Origin of the sequence: Pseudomonas veronii (genome assembly GCF_002028325.1) — a bacterium.
In the GTDB taxonomy this organism is placed as follows: domain Bacteria; phylum Pseudomonadota; class Gammaproteobacteria; order Pseudomonadales; family Pseudomonadaceae; genus Aquipseudomonas; species Aquipseudomonas veronii.
In genome coordinates, this window is record NZ_CP018420.1 from 3,907,141 (window position 1) to 3,924,798 (window position 17,658).

General features: G+C 61.5%; 16 protein-coding genes. 4 read left to right on the forward strand and 12 right to left on the reverse strand.

What is annotated here, in order from left to right; all coding sequences use genetic code 11:
- Positions 1 to 52 precede the first annotated feature (52 nt).
- The 8 genes from metE to PverR02_RS17715 all read right to left on the reverse strand — a co-directional run bounded on the left by metE (position 53) and on the right by PverR02_RS17715 (position 9,533).
- Complete coding sequence (gene metE, locus PverR02_RS17680) at positions 53 to 2,341, reverse strand: 5-methyltetrahydropteroyltriglutamate--homocysteine S-methyltransferase (RefSeq protein ID WP_017846525.1); 2,289 nt, start codon at positions 2,339 to 2,341, stop codon at positions 53 to 55.
- Positions 2,342 to 2,585: 244 nt separating this feature from the next.
- Positions 2,586 to 3,905, reverse strand: a complete 1,320-nt coding sequence (locus PverR02_RS17685; protein ID WP_079444042.1) for an OprD family porin — start codon at positions 3,903 to 3,905, stop codon at positions 2,586 to 2,588.
- 138 nt (positions 3,906 to 4,043) lie between these two features.
- Positions 4,044 to 4,877: a phosphodiesterase gene (locus tag PverR02_RS17690; RefSeq protein WP_079444043.1), complete on the reverse strand. Its 834-nt coding sequence runs from the start codon at positions 4,875 to 4,877 to the stop codon at positions 4,044 to 4,046.
- 10 nt (positions 4,878 to 4,887) lie between these two features.
- Positions 4,888 to 5,919, reverse strand: coding sequence for an ABC transporter ATP-binding protein (locus PverR02_RS17695; protein ID WP_046484481.1), 1,032 nt, complete (start codon positions 5,917 to 5,919; stop codon positions 4,888 to 4,890).
- Positions 5,916 to 6,710, reverse strand: coding sequence for an ABC transporter permease (locus tag PverR02_RS17700; protein ID WP_017846529.1), 795 nt, complete (start codon positions 6,708 to 6,710; stop codon positions 5,916 to 5,918). The genes PverR02_RS17695 and PverR02_RS17700 overlap by 4 nt, the downstream gene beginning before the upstream one ends.
- Positions 6,707 to 7,525 carry an ABC transporter permease gene (locus PverR02_RS17705; RefSeq protein ID WP_017846530.1) on the reverse strand — a complete coding sequence of 273 codons (819 nt, stop codon included), beginning with the start codon at positions 7,523 to 7,525 and terminating at the stop codon, positions 6,707 to 6,709. The genes PverR02_RS17700 and PverR02_RS17705 overlap by 4 nt, the downstream gene beginning before the upstream one ends.
- Entirely contained in the window at positions 7,526 to 8,530 is a 1,005-nt protein-coding gene (locus tag PverR02_RS17710; RefSeq protein WP_017846531.1) for an ABC transporter substrate-binding protein, read from the reverse strand. It abuts the gene before it with no gap.
- Positions 8,514 to 9,533: a LacI family DNA-binding transcriptional regulator gene (locus tag PverR02_RS17715; RefSeq protein WP_046383687.1), complete on the reverse strand. Its 1,020-nt coding sequence runs from the start codon at positions 9,531 to 9,533 to the stop codon at positions 8,514 to 8,516. Before PverR02_RS17715 ends, PverR02_RS17710 begins: the two co-directional genes overlap by 17 nt.
- A 355-nt stretch (positions 9,534 to 9,888) precedes the next feature.
- On the opposite strand from PverR02_RS17715, the gene PverR02_RS17720 reads away from it, so the two are divergent.
- Positions 9,889 to 10,986, forward strand: a complete 1,098-nt coding sequence (locus PverR02_RS17720) for a carboxynorspermidine decarboxylase (protein WP_079444044.1) — start codon at positions 9,889 to 9,891, stop codon at positions 10,984 to 10,986.
- Between the two features lie 28 nt (positions 10,987 to 11,014).
- Entirely contained in the window at positions 11,015 to 12,259 is a 1,245-nt protein-coding gene (locus PverR02_RS17725) for a saccharopine dehydrogenase family protein (RefSeq protein ID WP_017846534.1), read from the forward strand.
- 153 nt (positions 12,260 to 12,412) lie between these two features.
- Here the strand turns inward: PverR02_RS17725 and glsB are convergent, their stop codons facing one another.
- Both glsB and PverR02_RS17735 read right to left on the reverse strand, forming a co-directional pair.
- A complete protein-coding gene (glsB, locus tag PverR02_RS17730) occupies positions 12,413 to 13,321 on the reverse strand; it encodes a glutaminase B (protein WP_079444045.1) in 909 nt (302 codons plus the stop codon).
- Between the two features lie 98 nt (positions 13,322 to 13,419).
- Positions 13,420 to 13,830 (reverse strand): hypothetical protein, encoded by a 411-nt coding sequence (locus PverR02_RS17735; RefSeq protein WP_079444046.1) that lies wholly within the window; start codon positions 13,828 to 13,830, stop codon positions 13,420 to 13,422.
- A 109-nt stretch (positions 13,831 to 13,939) separates the two neighbouring features.
- On the opposite strand from PverR02_RS17735, the gene PverR02_RS17740 reads away from it, so the two are divergent.
- Positions 13,940 to 14,809 carry an AraC family transcriptional regulator gene (locus PverR02_RS17740; protein ID WP_057004683.1) on the forward strand — a complete coding sequence of 290 codons (870 nt, stop codon included), beginning with the start codon at positions 13,940 to 13,942 and terminating at the stop codon, positions 14,807 to 14,809.
- Here PverR02_RS17740 and PverR02_RS17745 read toward each other — a convergent pair.
- Both PverR02_RS17745 and PverR02_RS17750 read right to left on the reverse strand, forming a co-directional pair.
- Entirely contained in the window at positions 14,800 to 15,441 is a 642-nt protein-coding gene (locus PverR02_RS17745) for a ribonuclease T2 family protein (RefSeq protein ID WP_046383691.1), read from the reverse strand. The two genes, PverR02_RS17740 and PverR02_RS17745, sit on opposite strands and share 10 nt — an antisense overlap.
- Before the next feature lie 90 nt (positions 15,442 to 15,531).
- Complete coding sequence (locus tag PverR02_RS17750; RefSeq protein ID WP_079444047.1) at positions 15,532 to 16,512, reverse strand: Gfo/Idh/MocA family protein; 981 nt, start codon at positions 16,510 to 16,512, stop codon at positions 15,532 to 15,534.
- 126 nt (positions 16,513 to 16,638) lie between these two features.
- Between PverR02_RS17750 and PverR02_RS17755 the strand changes: the two genes are divergently transcribed.
- Positions 16,639 to 17,001, forward strand: a complete 363-nt coding sequence (locus PverR02_RS17755) for an NUDIX hydrolase (RefSeq protein WP_046383693.1) — start codon at positions 16,639 to 16,641, stop codon at positions 16,999 to 17,001.
- Positions 17,002 to 17,658: the final 657 nt, after the last annotated feature.

Here is a 17,658-nt window from a genome sequence, read left to right on the forward strand (position 1 = left end):
ACTGCGCCTGCGGTGAAAGGGCGCAAGCGCCCTCCCACCTTGTCAGGCCGTGTTACGCCAGTTCGGCGCGCAGTTGCCGCGCCGCCGCGACCATATGGATCAGGGCCGCTTCCGTCTCCGGCCAGCCGCGCGTTTTCAAGCCGCAGTCGGGGTTCACCCACAAGCGTTCTGCCGGAATGCGTTTGGCGGCCTTGCGCAGCAGGTTGGCCATTTCCGAGGCGTCCGGCACCCGTGGCGAGTGGATGTCATAGACGCCCGGGCCGATGTCGTTCGGGTAGGCGAAAGCTTCGAACGCGTCCAGCAGTTCCATGTCCGAGCGCGAGGTTTCGATGGTGATCACGTCGGCATCCATCGCCGCGATGGACTCGATCACATCGTTGAACTCGCTGTAGCACATGTGCGTATGGATCTGGGTTTCGTCACGCACGCCGCAGGCGCACAGGCGGAACACTTCGGTGGCCCAGTCCAGGTAGTGCTGCCACTGCGCCTGGCGCAACGGCAAGCCTTCACGGAACGCGGCTTCATCGATCTGCACGATCTGGATGCCGGCGGCTTCCAGGTCGACCACTTCGTCACGGATCGCCAGGGCGAGTTGACGCGCCTGCACTTCACGGCTCACGTCTTCACGCGGGAAGGACCACATCAGCATGGTCACCGGGCCGGTCAGCATGCCTTTCATCACCTTGCGGGTGAGGCCTTGGGCGTAGCGGATCCACGCCACGGTCATCGCCTGCGGGCGGCTCAGGTCGCCGAAAATCACCGCCGGTTTCACACAGCGTGAACCGTAGCTCTGCACCCAGCCGAAGCGGGTGAAGGCGTAGCCGTCCAATTGCTCGGCGAAGTACTCGACCATGTCATTACGCTCGGCTTCACCATGCACCAACACGTCCAGGCCGAGGTTTTCCTGCACCTCAACGGCGTGACGAATCTCGCTGTGCATCGCCTCGACGTATTCGGCTTCGCTCAACTTGCCTTGTTTGTAGGACTGACGCGCCAGGCGGATCGACGCGGTTTGTGGGAACGAACCGATGGTGGTGGTCGGGAACAGCGGCAACTTGAGACCGGCGCGTTGTGTCTCGATGCGCTGGGCAAACGGCGACTGGCGCTGGCTGTCCTGAGCGGTGATCGCCGCCACGCGGGCTTGCACCGCCGGTTTATGAATGCGCGGCGATGCGGCACGGGCCGCCTGTACGGCGCGGCTTTCGGCGAGTGCGGCGAGCACGTTCGGCGCGTCGGGCTGGTCGACGGCCTGGGCCAGCACGGCCACTTCGGCGCACTTCTGGACGGCGAACGCCAGCCAGCTTTTCAACTCGTTATCGAGCTGGTCTTCACGGCCCAGGTCGACCGGGCTGTGTAACAACGAGCAGGACGGCGCCACCCACAGACGCTCGCCCAATTTTTCATGGGCGTGCCGCAAGGTGGCCAGGGCATTGTCCAGGTCGCAACGCCAGACGTTACGCCCGTTGACGACCCCAAGGGACAACACCTTGTAGGCCGGCAGGCGGTCGAGAATGGTCGGGTACTGCTCCGGTGCGCGCACCAGGTCGATGTGCAGGCCATCCACCGGCAGGTTGGCGGCCAGGCCGAGGTTTTCTTCCAGGCCACCGAAGTAAGTCGCGACCAGCTTTTTCAGCGGGTCACGCTGGATCAGGTTGTAGGCACGCTCGAAGGCGTTTTTCCAGGCTTGCGGCAGGTCGAGTACCAGAATCGGCTCGTCGATCTGCACCCACTCCACGCCCAGGTCAGCCAGGCGCTGGAAGATCTGGCCGTACAGGGGCAGCAGGCGGTCGAGCAGCTCGAGTTTGTCGAAATCGCCGCCCTTGGCCTTGCCCAGCCACAGGTAGGTCAGCGGGCCGATCACCACAGGTTTGACGGTGTGCCCCAGGTCAAGCGCCTCCTTGACCTCGTCGAAGAGCTGGTCCCAGCCGAGGTGGAAGTGCTGGTCGACGCTGAACTCAGGCACCAGGTAGTGGTAGTTGGTGTCGAACCATTTGGTCATTTCCTGGGCGTGCGCCCCGCCGCAGCAATTGTCACTGACGCCACGCGCCATGCCGAACAAGGTCTGCAAGGTGGCTTTGCCATCGGCCGGGCGGAAACGCTCAGGGATCACACCGAACATCAGCGAATGGGTGAGTACCTGGTCGTACCAGGCAAAATCACCGACGGGCAACAGCTCGATGCCAGCCTGTTTTTGCAAGGCCCAATGCGCCTTGCGTAAATCGCGGCCGACAGCGTGCAGGCCGGCTTCGTCGAGTTCGCCCTTCCAAAACGCTTCCTGCGCTTTTTTCAGTTCACGATCGCGTCCAATGCGCGGAAATCCGAGGGAATGAGCGACTGCCATGACTTACAACTCCACTGTAGGTAGTAATGGCAGCCATTGTCGGCAGATGACGATAGTGAGACAAACTCATTTTATTCCTGATGATCACAAGATCTACTCATGTTAATACCGCGTTCACGGCGCCTGAACACCTGACCCTTGTAGGAGCGAGCTTGCTCGCGAAAAACCCAAGTGCGCCGCGTACCGTCAGGCAGCCCGCATGATCGTTGGCGTTCTTCGCGAGCAAACTCGCTCCTACAGGCTGTTACATCAATGGAATCGAATAACTCACGAACAGCCGATTCTGATCCTGGTCCCGCGCGACCTCACTGCGCGACATACCGTTGCGCCAGCCGAACCCGACGTTCTTGAAGGTGCCGCTCTGCACCACATAATCCAACGAGATATCCCGTTCCCACTCGCTGGCGTTGTTCCCGCTGGCGGTGAGGATATGGTCGCCTTTCAAATACATCATCGACGCCTTCAAGCCCGGCATGCCCAACGCCGCGAAGTCATAGGCGTACTGCGCAAAGGCCGTGCGTTCGCCGGCCTGGATAAAGGTTTGCACTGTCCGGTCGGTGTAGAGGTACAGGCTGGAGCCGCCCTCCCCTTTGTTCACTAGGCCGCCCTGGTTGAGTTGGGCAAAGTTGCTGTCATCGGACACTTGCTGGTAACCGGCAGTAATCGCGTGAGACCCCAGGGAGTAGATGAAGGCCGCACTCCAGGTGTTGTTGTCGATTTCACCGCTGCCGTTTTTGGTATAGCCGCTGAACTTGTAGCCTTCGGCGCGCCCGGCGGCGCTGCTGTTTTTGCCGTCGGAGGTGGTCTTGAAGTAACGCAGGTCGGTTTTCAACGAACCGTAGTCGCCCAGCGGCAATACATGAATCAAGCCGGCAAAGTGTTGTTGGTAATAGTCTTCGAGGTTGGCGTAGTAGTACTGGACCATCAGGTCCTTGGTCAGTTGGTAGTCGGCACCGGCGTAGGTGAATTTATTGCTTTCCTGGGTGCCGCCCGCCGCCGCCAGGCCGCTGCGGTCGCTGGAGCCGCGCCCGGTGGTGTGTTGAAGCTGACCGCCGATCAAGGTCAGGTTGTCGATGTCTTTGCTGGTGACCTGCCCGCCTTCGAACGATTGCGGCAACAGGCGGCCATCGTTGCTCACCAGAATCGGCAGGTTCGGGCGCAGGTAGCCGTAGCGCGCTTCTGTCTTGGCGAAGCGTGCCTTGGCGGTGGCGCCGCCGCGAGCCCAGTTGTCCACGGCCTTGCCGTCGTCGGTTGGGATCATCGAGCTGCCCACATGGCGGCCGGCGCTGCTGTCGAGGGTCATGCCAAGCATGCCGACCGCGTCCAGGCCAAAGCCGACGGTGCCGTCGGTGAAGCCCGATTGGTAATTGAGTATGAACGCCTGGCCCCACTCTTCAGTCTTCGACGGTGCGGCGCTGCCGTCACGGTTGTCGTTGTTGAAGTAGAAGTTGCGCATGCTCAAGTTGGCTTTGCTGTCGCTCAAGAAATCGGCCGACGCCAGGGGGCTCAGGGCGATGCCCAGGCTGCCGGTCAATAGGCTTAATACATTCAAAGTAGCTTTCATCAGGACGAACTCCGGCGCGGAATCCAAGTTCCGGGCGCTAAAAATGGACAGCAGGAAGCACACGGCCACACGTGAGTTGGCCGTTGCGTTAACTAACGTTCAGTTACTTGGTTGGGTGAAGTGAACCTCCGTAAAACCTCAGTCAATCAATCCATGAGCGTCATAAAACGGATATGGCCCCGGGTAGTCCCCGAATACGCCGTTGTGGCTGACCAACCCTTGTTGCGCATCCCAGCGATGCAACAAGTAACCCGCCGGTTCCAGGTTGAAATGCGCCGGTGCGGCGTCTTGCAGGTCCAGCACGATCTGATGGGACGTGCCAGGGCATACACAGCTCAAACTGCCGCCGAAACGCCGCTGCATCGACCGGTGCAAATGCCCGCACAGCAAGCGTTCCACCTGCGGGTGGCGCGCCACGATGGTTTCGAGGGCGGCGGCATTGATAAAGTGCTCGCGGTCCATATGGCCGATGCCGCTGATAAACGGCGGGTGATGCAGGATCAGCACGGTCGGCGCTTGCGGACGCAGTGCCAACTGTTGGTCGAGCCACTGCAACTGGCTGTCCAGCAGTTGGCCGCCATGGCCGCCGGGGATGGTGGAATCGAGGCCGATCAGGCGCAGGGGGTGGGCGTCGACCACCCAATCCAACGGGCCCGCCGCCGAACTCGGCAAGTAGGTGTGATCGCGGAACGCATCCAGCAACGGCCCGCGCGTGTCATGGTTGCCGGGCACCAGGTAGCAAGGCATCTGCAGGCGCGCCAGTTCAGGGTGCAGCACGGCGTATTCATCGGCGCGGCCGAAGTCCACCAAGTCGCCGCTGATCACCACGATATCGGGGCGTGGGTGGCTGGCGTTCAGATGGTCGACGGCACGGCGCAGCGCGCCCAAGGTGTCGACCACGCCGTAAGTCAGGCGCTGGCCGGCTTTAAGGTGCAGATCGCTGATCTGCGCAACAAGAAACGGACGGTTCACAAGGCAACTCTCACGCATTCAGGGTGAACAACATGTGCGGCGCGATGGCCAAGGCAATTGGCGCGCCGACGGCGTACAGCTGGTTGTCGCTGCTGTCGACCAGCAACGGTTGCGGGCCGCCCACATCCACCAGCAGGCGGCTTTGCGCGCCCTGGAAAAACTGCGCCAGCAGATGGCCGTGCAGATGCCCTTCGTGTTCCATCACCCGCAAGTGTTCGGGGCGGCAGTACACGGTGCCGGGCAACTGCGCTGCATGCCACGGCAATTCGCCGCCGCAGACTTTCAAACCATGGGGCGACGGCTCAATGACCTGGAAGGCATTCAGGTTGCCGACAAAGCCTGCGACGAAGGCGTTGGCCGGCTTCTGGTAGATGTCCCGCGGGCTGGCCAGTTGCGCGACGCGGCCGTGTTCCATCACCAGGATGCGATCCCCCAGGGCCATGGCTTCGCCCTGGTCGTGGGTGACAAACACCGAGGTGATACCGAGGCCGCGCAACAGTTGATTCAACTCACTGCGCAGGCGCTCACGCAATTGCGCATCGAGGGCGGCCAGGGGTTCGTCCAGCAACAGCACCTTGGGGCGCGGCGCCAACGCACGGGCCAAGGCCACGCGCTGGCGTTGCCCACCCGACAGTTCATGAATGCTGCGCTTGCCGTGGTGTTGCAAACCGACCAGTTCCAGCAGTTCCTCGCAGCGCTTGTTGCGCTCCGCTGGCGACACGCCGCGAATCTTCAGGCCATAGACGATATTCCCGGCCACATCCAGGTTGGGAAACAGCGCATAGTTCTGGAACACCATGCCCACATCGCGGCGCTCGATGGGCAGGCGCGTGACGTCCTGGTCGCCGAAGAACACCTGGCCCACATCCGGGCGCTCCAGGCCGGCGATCAAGCGCAACGTCGTGGTTTTGCCACAACCGGACGGGCCGAGGATGGCCAGGGTTTCGCCGCCTTCGACGGTCAGGTCCAAGTCATGCACGGCGACGGTGCCGTCGGCGAACGCCTTGCGGCAACCTTGCAGGCGGATAGTGATAGCGGTCATCGACGCTCTCCACGGGACAAACGAGCACTGATGGCCTGCAACGCAATCAGCAGCGGCACGATCATCAGCAAAAAGATAAGGGTGTAGGCGCTGGCGATTTCCAGGCGCGCCGAGGCGTAGCTGTCGGCCAGGCCCACCGGCAGGGTCTTGGTCATGGGCGTATGCAGCATCCAGGTCAGGTTGAATTCACCCAGCGACAAGGTGACCACCATCAGCACACCGGCGAGAATGCCCGCCCGGCAGTTGGGCACCACCACGCTGAAAAAGCGCTTGATGGGACCTGCCCCCAGGCTCGCCGCCGCCTCCTCCAGCACCGGCAGTTGCTGGCGTTGCATCACCGCCATCACCGGGCGCACCAGGAACGGCAAGGTGAACAGCACATGGCCGACCAAAATGAACAGCCAACTGCTGCGAAACGCGCCGAACTGGCCGTAGGTCAAGAGTAAGGCCAGCGCGCTGGCCAGCCCCGGCATCGCCACCGGCAGCACCATCAGTTCCTCGAAGGCGCGGCTGAAGCGATTGTTCATGCACACCAGGGCGTAGGCCGCCGGCACGCCGATCACGCAGACGCACACCGCGCAGGCCAGGGCCAGTTGCAGCGACAACCACACCGTCGGCGAATAGGCCTGCCAGACCTGAATCAACCAATCGAAGGTCAAGCCACTGGACAGGCCCACAAAGAAATTGCGCGTGAGCCCAGCCAGCAACGACATCAACACCGGCACCAACATGAAGGCGCACACCAGCAGGGTAAACAGCAGTTGCATCACGAACAGCGATGAGCGCTTCACAGGACGGTCCCCGCGTTTTTCACCCAGCGCCGGGTGAGCAGCAACACTGCCCAGGTCAGCGCGCCCAACACCACGGAAAGCGCCGCGGCGACGGCAAAGTTGGCGTAGTTGGTGAACACGTTGTAGATCGCCACCGGGGTCACGTTCAGCCGCGTGCCCAAGGTGAACGCCGTACCGAAGGCGCCCATGGACGTGGCAAAGCAGATCGCCCCGCAGGACGCCAACGCCGGTGCCAGGCCCGGCACGATCACATCGCACACCACGCGCCAATGCCCTGCGCCCAACGAGTGCGCGGCTTCTTCCAGGCTGCGGTCGAGGCTTTCGCAGGCGGCCATCACCGTGAGGATCACCCGCGGGATCGAGAAGTACAGATAGCCGATAAACAACCCGGCCAGCGAGTAAGCGAAGATCCAGCGCTCACCGGCCAACTGCAGCCCCAGGGACGCCAGCAGGCCCTGGCGCCCGGCCAACAGGATCACCAAAAAGCCCACCACGACACCCGGGAATGCCAACGGAAACGTCAGCAACGCAACCAGCGCCGAACGCCCGAAGAACTGCTGGCGCGCCAGGAATACTCCGCTGATGCCGCCGATCAGTAACGCCACAAGTGTGACGAACACCGCAAGCGCACAGGTTTGCGCCAGGCTGCCTAGATACTGCGCGCTGCTGAGGACCTGCCAGTAACCGCTGCCGTTGCTGTCGCGGCTCTCGGCGCCGAGCACCATCAGGTGCGCCAGCGGCAACAGCCAGAACGCGAGCAGCACCGCAAAGGCCGGGGCCAGGGCCCAGGCGGTATGTCTTGCCGATGCGGCCACTTACTTGACCTCGTTCAGGTAACGAGCGGCAAAGGCTTCCTGCACGGCGGCCATTTTCTGGTAGTCCACCACGCCGGCGCGGGCGTAATCGCTGTCGGGCAGGAACTGCGCGGCGACTTCGGCCGGCATCTGCACCGGGCGTATCGGGCGCAGGTAAGCCTTCGCCCACAGCGCCTGGCCGGCATCGGACAGCACGAAATCCAGCACTTTTTCGCCATTGGCGCGGTGCGGTGCGTTGGCCACCAGGCTCATCACGTAGGGCACGCTGATGCTGCCTTCCTGGGGAATCACGAACGCGACGTTGGCGTTGTCTTTGTAGCGTGCGCGGTAGGCGTTGAAGTCGTAGTCCACCAGGATCGGCAACTCACCGGACAACACCCGCGCATAGGCGGTTTGCTTGGGCACGATGGGAGCGTTTTTCGCCAGTTTCTGGAAGTAGTCGATGGCCGGGGCGAAGTTGTCCAGGTCGCCGCCCAGGGCGCGGTTGATTGCCACCGCCGACACGTAGCCGACGAAAGCGCTGGACGGGTCGAGGTAGCCGACCATGCCTTTGTATTCAGGCTTGAGCAGGTCGGCCCAGCTTTGCGGCACCGGCAAGCCACCCAGCGCATCGACGTTGACCATGATGCCCAAGGTGCCGGAGTGGATCGCGAACCAGTGGCCGGTCGGGTCTTTCAAGCCGGCGGGAATCTGCTCCCAGCCTTTGGGTTTGTAGCCATCGACCACCTCGGCCTTTTGCGCCTGCAGGCCGAAGGTCACGCCGTAATACACTACGTCGGCCACCGGAGCGGCTTTCTCCGCCACCAACTGCGCCAGGGACTGGCCGGAGTTCTTGTTGTCCAGCGGCACCTGCACGCCAGTGCTGGCGGCGATGGCCTTGAGCTGGGTGCCCCAGTCGGCCCAGTCCGGCGGGCAGTTGTAGCAAATCGCCGTGTCGGCGGCCTGGGCCAGGCTGGCCATGCCGCACAGCAGCACGGCGGCCAGGGTTTTACTGAATACGCGCATCAAGGGTCTCCTCATGGGGTTGAGTGCTTTCACCCGGCCGGATATGGCAAGGCAGGCAATGGGAAATCGGGGCGTTGCCGGCGATCTGCGCCAGCAACTGGTCAATCACGGTGCTGGCGAGCAAGGCGATGGGCTGCACCACGCTGCACAGCGTCGGGTGCATCTGGGTGCCGAGGGCGATGCCGTCGAAACCCATCACTGACAGTTGCTCGGGTACGTTCCAGGCGTTGCGGCGCAGCTCGGCGATCAGGCTGATCGCCAGGAAGTCGTTGGAACACACCAGCGCGGTCGGGGCATCAGGGCCGTTGAGAAACGGAGCGATGGCGGCGAATTCGGCCTGGGTATGGGCCGGCATTTCGATCACCGGGCGGGGTTGGAGGCCATGCTCTTTCATCCCATCGCAATAACCGGCGTAACGCAGACGTGCGCGGTCGGACTGCAACGCGGGGCCGGCGACCATGCTGATGCGCCGATGCCCCGCTTCGAGCAAATAGCGCGTTGCCTGGGCCATACCGGCGCGGTTGTCGACGGACACCGCGCTGTAGTCGGGGTTGCTCGGTTGGTGGTAGGCGAGCACGAACGGCGTCTGCTCGGTAGCCAGGCTGTGTAGCACGCTGTTGCTTTCGGCATCCGTCACCGTCAGCACCAGACCGTCGACGCGCTGGCGCAGCAACTCTTCCACCACAATGCTTTCGCGCTCACTGCTGTAGTCGGTGGTTGCCAGCAACAGGCTGTAGCCGCGCAAACGGGCCGCTCGCTCCATGGCCTGCAATTGCTCGGCGAAGACCGGGTTGAGCAGATTGGGCACCACCACGCCGATCAGGTTGGTGGTTTGCAGGCGCAGTTGGCGACCGAGCAAGTTAGGCCGAAAACCCAGCTCGCGGGCAGCGGCGAACACCTGTTCGCGGGTCGCCGGGCGTACCTGGTCGGGAGAGGCAAAGGTGCGGGCAGCGGTCGCACGGGAGACCCCGGCCAGCCGTGCAACGTCTTTCAAATCAGTCATGGTCACTCGCTTGAGATCGATCTCATTGGCGAGGACATTAGCGGCGCAATGTGGCAGGAACGTGGTGGACAGATGACGGTTTGATGTCAGCGCCCTGGACACACCGCGATCCGAATGTGGGAGGGGGCTTGCCCCCGATGGCGGTGGATCAGCTGGCCTATCGGGCGTCTGACACAACGCTATCGGGGGCAAGCCCCCTCCCACATTGGGTCGATGCATGCCGTTGGAGAGTCATATTCCGGGGCTATGCTTGGAAACCCGACGCGCAAAATCCGCCCGCTAACCTTTCGATCTGCTCCAAGTGCGGGCACAATGCGTGTCCTTTTTTGGCAGGCACCGCCGCAGGCTCTCAAAAATGATCAAAACGCCGTACTACCTCATCGATAAACAGAAACTTCTGATCAACATGCAGAAGATTGCTTACGTGCGCGAACAGTCCGGCGCCAAAGCGTTGCTGGCGCTCAAGTGCTTTGCCACCTGGTCGGTGTTTGACCTGATGCAGCAATACATGGACGGCACCACGTCGTCGTCGCTGTATGAATTGAAGCTCGGTCGCCAGAAATTCCAAGGCGAGGCGCACGCCTACAGCGTGGCCTGGGCCGACGATGAAATCGAAGAGATGCTGGAAAACTGCGACAAGATCATCTTCAACTCCATCAGCCAACTGCAGCGTTTTGCCGAACGTAGCGAAGGCAAGACCCGCGGCCTGCGCGTCAACCCGCAGGTGAGCAGTTCGGATTACCTGCTGGCCGACCCGGCGCGTCCGTTCAGCCGCCTGGGCGAATGGGACCCGGTGAAGATCGAAGGCGTGATCGAGCAGATCTCCGGTTTCATGTTCCACAACAACTGCGAAAACGACGACTTCAGCCTGTTCGACAAGATGCTCGGCACCATCGAAGAACGCTTCGGCGCGCTGCTGCACAAGGTCGAGTGGGTCAGCCTCGGCGGCGGCATCCATTTCACCGGTGAAGACTATGCCGTGGACGCATTCTGTGCGCGCTTGAAGGCGTTCTCCGAGAAGTACGGCGTGCAGGTGTACCTGGAACCCGGCGAAGCGGCGATCACCAACAGCGCCTCGCTGGAAGTCACCGTGCTCGACACGCTGTACAACGGCAAACACCTGGCCGTGGTCGACAGTTCCATCGAAGCCCACCTGCTGGACCTGCTGATCTACCGCCTCAATGCCAAGCTGGCGCCGAGCACGGGTGAACACACCTACATGGTGTGCGGCAAATCCTGCCTGGCCGGGGACATTTTCGGCGAGTATCAATTTGATCGTCCGTTGGCCATCGGCGATCGGCTGTCGTTCATCGACACCGCGGGCTACACCATGGTCAAGAAAAACTGGTTCAACGGCCTGAAAATGCCGTCCATCGTAGTGAAACAACTCGACGGTACAGTCGAGGTGGTTCGTGAATTTGGTTACGACGACTACCTGTCCAGCCTTTCGTAAGCTGGCGGATAAAGGAGAGATAAAGCAATTGAAAAAGAACGTTCTTATCATTGGTGCAGGAGGTGTCGCCAAGGTGGTGGCCCACAAGTGTGCGCAGCACAACGACGAACTCGGTCGTATTGCTATTGCGTCGCGCAACATCTCCAAATGCCAGGCCATCATCGACAGCGTCAAGGCCAAGGGTAGCCTCAAAGTACCCGCCGACATCCAAGCCTTCGCGCTGAACGCCCTGGACGTGGAAGCGACCAAGGCCCTGATCCGCGAGACACAATCGCAGATCGTCATCAACGTCGGCTCCGCCTTCCTCAACATGTCGGTGCTGCGTGCCTGCATCGATACCGGCGTGGCTTACCTCGACACCGCCATCCACGAAGAGCCGGGCAAGATCTGCGAGACCCCTCCGTGGTACGGCAACTACGAATGGAACCACCTGGAAGAGTGCAAACAGAAGAACATCACCGCCATCCTTGGCGTGGGCTTCGACCCGGGTGTCGTCAACGCGTATGCCGCGCTGGCGCAGCAACAGCATTTCGACCGCATTGATTCGATCGACATTCTCGACGTCAATGCCGGCTCCCATGGCAAATACTTCGCCACCAATTTCGACCCGGAAATCAACTTCCGCGAATTCACCGGACAGGTGTGGAGCTGGCAGAACAGCCAGTGGACCAGCAACACCATGTTCGAAGTCAAACGTACCGACGACCTACCTGTGGTCGGTTCGCAGAACCTGTACCTGACCGGCCACGATGAAGTTCACTCGCTGTCGAAAAACCTCGACGTGCCCAACGTGCGTTTCTGGATGAGCTTCGGCGAGCATTACATCAACGTGTTCACCGTGCTGAACAGCCTCGGCCTGCTCTCCGAAAAGCCGGTCACCACCGCCGAAGGCCTGCAAGTGGTGCCGTTGAAAGTGGTCAAGGCCGTGCTGCCCGACCCGTCTTCGCTCGCCCCCGGCTACACCGGCAAGACCTGCATCGGCGACCTGGTCAAAGGCACCAAGGACGGCCAGCCGCGCGAGGTGTTCATCTACAACGTGGCCGATCATGAAGAAGCCTACGCCGAGACCGACAGCCAGGGCATCTCCTACACCGCCGGCGTGCCGCCGGTCGCCGCTGCGCTGCTGGTAGCGCGTGGTGAGTGGGATGTGAAGCGCATGGCCAACGTCGAGGAACTGCCGGCTGAGCCGTTCCTGAAAGCGCTGGACGTGATGGGCCTGCCGACTCGGATCAAAGACGAGCACGGCGATCGGGCCTGGGATGCGATTGCCTGATAGGCGATAGCAGACCGAACCAAAATGTGGGAGGGGGCTTGCCCCCGATAGCGGTAGATCAGTCACAGCTGTATTGACTGACACACTGTAATCGGGGGCAAGCCTCCTCCCACATTTGGATTCGTGATGCTTCCTGCACACACGGGAGCGGCCTCAAAACACCGACCACCCAATCCGCTCACTCAACAATTCCAACGCCTTGATCCCCGCCAGCGAATTCCCCGCCGCGTTCAACTCCGGCGACCACACGCACACCGTGAACTGCCCCGGCACCACCGCGACAATACCGCCGCCGACCCCGCTCTTGCCCGGCAAACCCACGCGATAGGCGAAGTTCCCCGCCTCGTCATATAGCCCGCTGGTGGCCATGATCGAGTTGACCTGCTTGGTCTGGCGCGCGGTCAGGATCTGCTCGCCGTTGTGGGCACTCACCCCCTCGTTGGCCAGGAAACTGAACGCCCTGGCCAGGTCCAGGCAGCTCATCTGCAACGCGCAGTAGTTGAAGTAGCTGTGGAGCACCGCGTCGACGTCGTTATGGAAGTTGCCGAACGACTTCATCAGGTAGGCCATGGCCGCGTTGCGTGCGCCGTGTTGCGCTTCCGATTCGGCGACGACGCTGTTGACCAGGATCTGCGGGTTGCCCGACAGGCGCCGCACAAAGTCGCGCATCGACAGAATCGGCACGGCAAAGCGTGACTGGTTGATATCGCAGATCACCAGCGCGCCGGCATTGATAAAGGGGTTGCGCGGGCGGCCGCGTTCGAATTCCAGCTGCACCAGGGAGTTGAACGGTTGCCCCGAGGGCTCGTGGCCCAGGCGCTCCCAGATGGTTTCGCCGCCGTGGTCGATGGCTTGCACCAGGCTGAACACCTTGGAAATACTCTGCACCGAGAACAGGGTATCGGCATCTCCGGCGCAGTAGGCTGCGCCGTCGTTGCCGTACACGGCGATCCCCAGTTGATCGGCGGGCACGTCGGCCAGCGCGGGAATGTAGTCGGCGACGTTGCCGAGGCCGATCAGTGGACGAACTTCGTCGAGAATCGACTCCAACAGCGCCTGCATGTCTTGTCCTGTCATCGTTCTTTGAATCAGTGGTAAGCGGGGCGCGGAGGATACTTCAATGCGCTCGGCAGTCCCACTGGCGGGAGGCGGTGTATGGCTTAGAAATACGTCACATCCGACACCTGCTCATCCAGCACATCCCGCGCCAGCGCCCACGCCTGGTCATTGGACGCCACCATCAGCAGCGGATAACCCCAGGCATTGCCAAACGTCGCGGCGAACGGCTTGAGTGCCCGGCGCTTGGCCGCGCAGGGCTCCACCTGGATCATGCCTTTGACATACGCACGCAGGGCCTGCCGGTGTGTCTTCATCCAGTGCGAGGCGTGCCCGCGCTCTTCGTAGGAGTGCGCGTGATTCAGTTCGTCCAAGGCTTTTTCATACAGCAACACAAAAGATTGCTGACGTGCCAGCAGGCCTTCGAACATCACGAAGCTGTCCTGCGACCCGCCTTCATTCGGCGCATCAAAAACGATCTTCACCACGGGAAATGCTGAACTGTCGAGTCGCATGGCAGAGTTCCTTAATGAGAGGGAGTCTCACTATAAGGCTGGCGAAGCTGGACGGCATTGCACAGAATAGCCAGAATGTTTCGCAATTCAGCCAAGCTGCGAGCTCACCATGAAACGCCATCGCCTGGACCTGCATGATCCGTTGTTAGCCAAGGATGCCGATCTGGTCCCGCGTGCGGTGGTGGCCGTGAGCGCGACCAGTACGTCCGAGCGTTGGGAGCACGTTCAGCACACCCACCGCAAAGGCCAGTTGATGTACACGCTGCGCGGGGTGATTCATTGCGAAATCGAGGCCGGCATCTGGATTGTGCCGCGCCAGTGTGCGCTGTGGATTCCCGGCGGCATGCCCCACGCCGCGCGTGGCGCCGGCGAAGCTGAGTTGTATTGCCTGCTGATCGACCCGGAGGCTGCCGGCGCCCTGCCCTCGCAATGCTGCACCCTGTCGGTATCCGGCCTGTTGCATGAGTTGATCAGCAAGGCGGTGAGCTTCCCGCAGTTGTACGACGTGAACAGTGCGCAGGGGCGTTTGATCGACACGCTTTTGGACGAGCTGGCCCAGGCGCCCATCGAAGGCCTGCACCTGCCGATGCCCCAGGACCCGAGGCTGCGTCGCCTGGCCGACAGCCTGCTGGCCAACCCCGGCGACAAGGCCACGCTCGGCCAGTGGGCGGCGCGCATCGGCATGAGCGAGCGCAGCATGACGCGCTTGTTGCTGGAGGAGTCAGGCCTGAGCTTCGGCCGCTGGCGTCGGCAGTTGCATGTGATCCTGTCGTTGCAACGACTGGCCAGGGGCGAAAGCGTGCAGCGGGTCGCCCTGGACTTGGGCTATGAAAATGCCAGCGGTTTTATCACCATGTTCCGCAAGGCCGTGGGCCAGCCGCCAGCGCGTTACCTGGCGGGCCGCGTCGGGGTGTCGACGTCAACCGAGGCCCCGGCGGCCATCGCATTGCACTCGCTCCAGGCGCCCGATCAGCGCTGAACCGGAATGCGGATATCACCGTCCCGGCACTGGGTTTTCACGCTCTTGGGGCAGCCGGCAAAACGCAGTTCCTTGCTCAGACACACGCGCACTTCGGACAGCACCTTGCCCTTGCAGATCACCGCCACGCCATGGTTGCCCATGGCCGGGTTACTCTCGCGAAAGAGCGCCTCGATCTCCCGTGCCTCCAGGTAACCCGGCACGTTGAACGGCTGCAATTGCTGCGGGATCTGCACCGTGGCCAAGGCCGCATCGGTGGCTTGCAGGTAACGCGTGGCTTCCAGGCCGCTGCAGGTGCCATGTTTGGACCATTCATGCTTGAGCAATGCCTGCGTGGGGAATATCAACGCGCCTTTGGCCAACTCATCCGCCGACAGCCGCGACTGCGTATCGCACGACGCCGGCCAGCCACCCCGCGCGTATTGCGGCCATAGCCCATGCAATACAAACCCGTAGCCTTTGCCGCTGCATTGCTCGTTGTTCGGGTGCGCCAGGCAGAACGTCGGCGACCACGACAGCGACAGCACATAAAAATCAAAGTCCCCCGCCGGCCGTTGCTCACGTGGCGCCGCCTGCGTCGCCATGCTTGCCAGTACCCACCCCACGGCCAGCCAGGCTGCCTTGTATTTCATCCGTCTGTTCCTTGAAAAAAATAAGCCCGCATTGTGAGTGCAGGCCAGGGTCCGGCGAAAGTGGTGAATGCAACGCCGGCGCCAGGAAAACTACTCAGGATGATAGGGATTGCGTTGCAGCACCTTGTCCAGAATCCGGTCGGTCTTCAATGCCTCGATCGCCAGCGAGGGGTGCTCGGCTTCGCCGCGAATATGGGCGTTCATGCCCAGCACATGGTGCCACTGGATATGCGTGTGGCAAGGCACCTCCAGCACTTCGTCGACCGCCCCTTCAAGCCGCAACGGCTGGTCGTCGAACACCGCAAACGTGATCCGCCCCAGAGTGCCGATCAGCTCGACGCGATCTTCACGGCGGTCCGCGACAAAGTTCCAGCAGCCCATGCCCAGCGCGCCGGAGCTGAAAGTCCAGCAGGCGGTCACCGCGTCTTCCGCCGCATACTGTCCGGCCTGTCGCGCGCTAAACCCGGCAACCTCGACAATGTCGCCGGCCAGGTACTGGAACAGATCAAAGCCGTGGCTGGCCAGGTCGGCAAAGTAGCCGCCGCCGGCAATGGCCGGGTCGGTGCGCCAATTGGCGGCACTGGTGTCTTCGATGGCTGGCGGCTTGCACAGGGACCAGGTCAGGTGACGCAGTTGGCCGATGCGTCCATCGCGCAACCAGTCGCGCACTTGCTGGAAGCGCGGCAGCGAGCGGCGATAGTAGGACACAAACAAATGCAGCCCGGCACGTTCGAAGGTGCGCTGCATCAATGCACCCTGCTCGGCATTCAGCGCCATGGGTTTTTCGACACAACAGTGCTTGCCGGCGGCCGCGACCATCAGGCTGTATTCGAGGTGGCTGTCGGGCGGTGTAGCGATGTACACCGCGTCCACCTCAGGGTCGTTGATCAATGCCTGGGCGTCGGTATAGAAACGACCAATGCCGTGGCGTGCCGCATAATCGCGCACAGCCTCCTCGCGGCGCCCCATCACGGCCACCAGGGCCGAACCTGGCGCTTTGTAGAAAGCAGGTCCACTCTTTAACTCAGTGACGCTGCCACAGCCGATCATGCCCCAACGTACCGTCTTCATCTGCTCCCCTCGTGCGTTGTCGTCAATCGACCAGTATCTATATCCTCACGCAGATGCGCCACCACCACCCAGCATGACATTTGCATTACACTTTTATGACAGACATCTCGCTGCGGGGCACAGACGATGAAAATACGCGCAACGGTGATTTGCGAACACGAGGGGCATATCCTCTTCGTGCGCAAAGCCAGATCGAAATGGGCGTTGCCGGGCGGTAAGGTCGAACGCGATGAGCGCCCGGTCGGCGCCGCCGAACGGGAGCTGGAAGAAGAAACCGGGTTGAACGTCGACGGACTGCTGTACCTGCAGGAATTGAAAGCGCGCGACACGCTGCACCATGTGTTCGAGGCATCGGTGGTGAACATCGCGCAAGCACGGCCGTGCAACGAAATCATCGATTGCCGCTGGCACGCCTACAGTGCGATGGACGAGCTGGACACTACCGATACCACCCGGCACATCGTCAAATCCTTTCTGCGACGCCTGTAGTTCCGCGCTCTGTCCGGCGACCTGTGCAGATTCTGCGTCAGGGCGCTTCACTCGAATGTGCTCAGGCAGGTTATCGACTTGCTCGCCACCGAAATCGGTAATCTCATCCAGCGAGTTGGATGGAACAGTGTGATGCTCGAGTTTGCCGAGAACATCGACGAGTTGCTCGTACCAAGCCAAGCACAATGGTCGGATGCGCGCGGAGCTTGTTGATGCCGACAACAAATCCCAGGCAAAAAAAATCCCAAGTAGCTGATGGAAACTTGGGATTTAAAAAATGCATAAACCGTGGGAGGTGAACGCCCGGCTATAGTACCGATTGCCTAATTCCGTAACAAGATGGTTTTAATCCTTTCGTCGGAATAAAACAATCGTAAGTCCTTCAATAACCACACATTTATCAAGGTATGGAGGTATATAAGTGCCACTTTTTGGTGCAAATACCATCGCGACTTTGAAGTATTATTTCCCTTTATAAAGAAGGGTTATCAATCGATCTCGGCGTCAGACTTTTCGATGACTGTCCGCTCAACTGTTTGCACGTATCGCTAAGTTCAATCCTGTTTGCCGAGGCGGCACTGGCCACGCGCTCCACTTGCCTGCAGAGAGCCAGGTACTCGACGGTCTGTTCACGCTGGCGGTCGACTTTGGCATTGA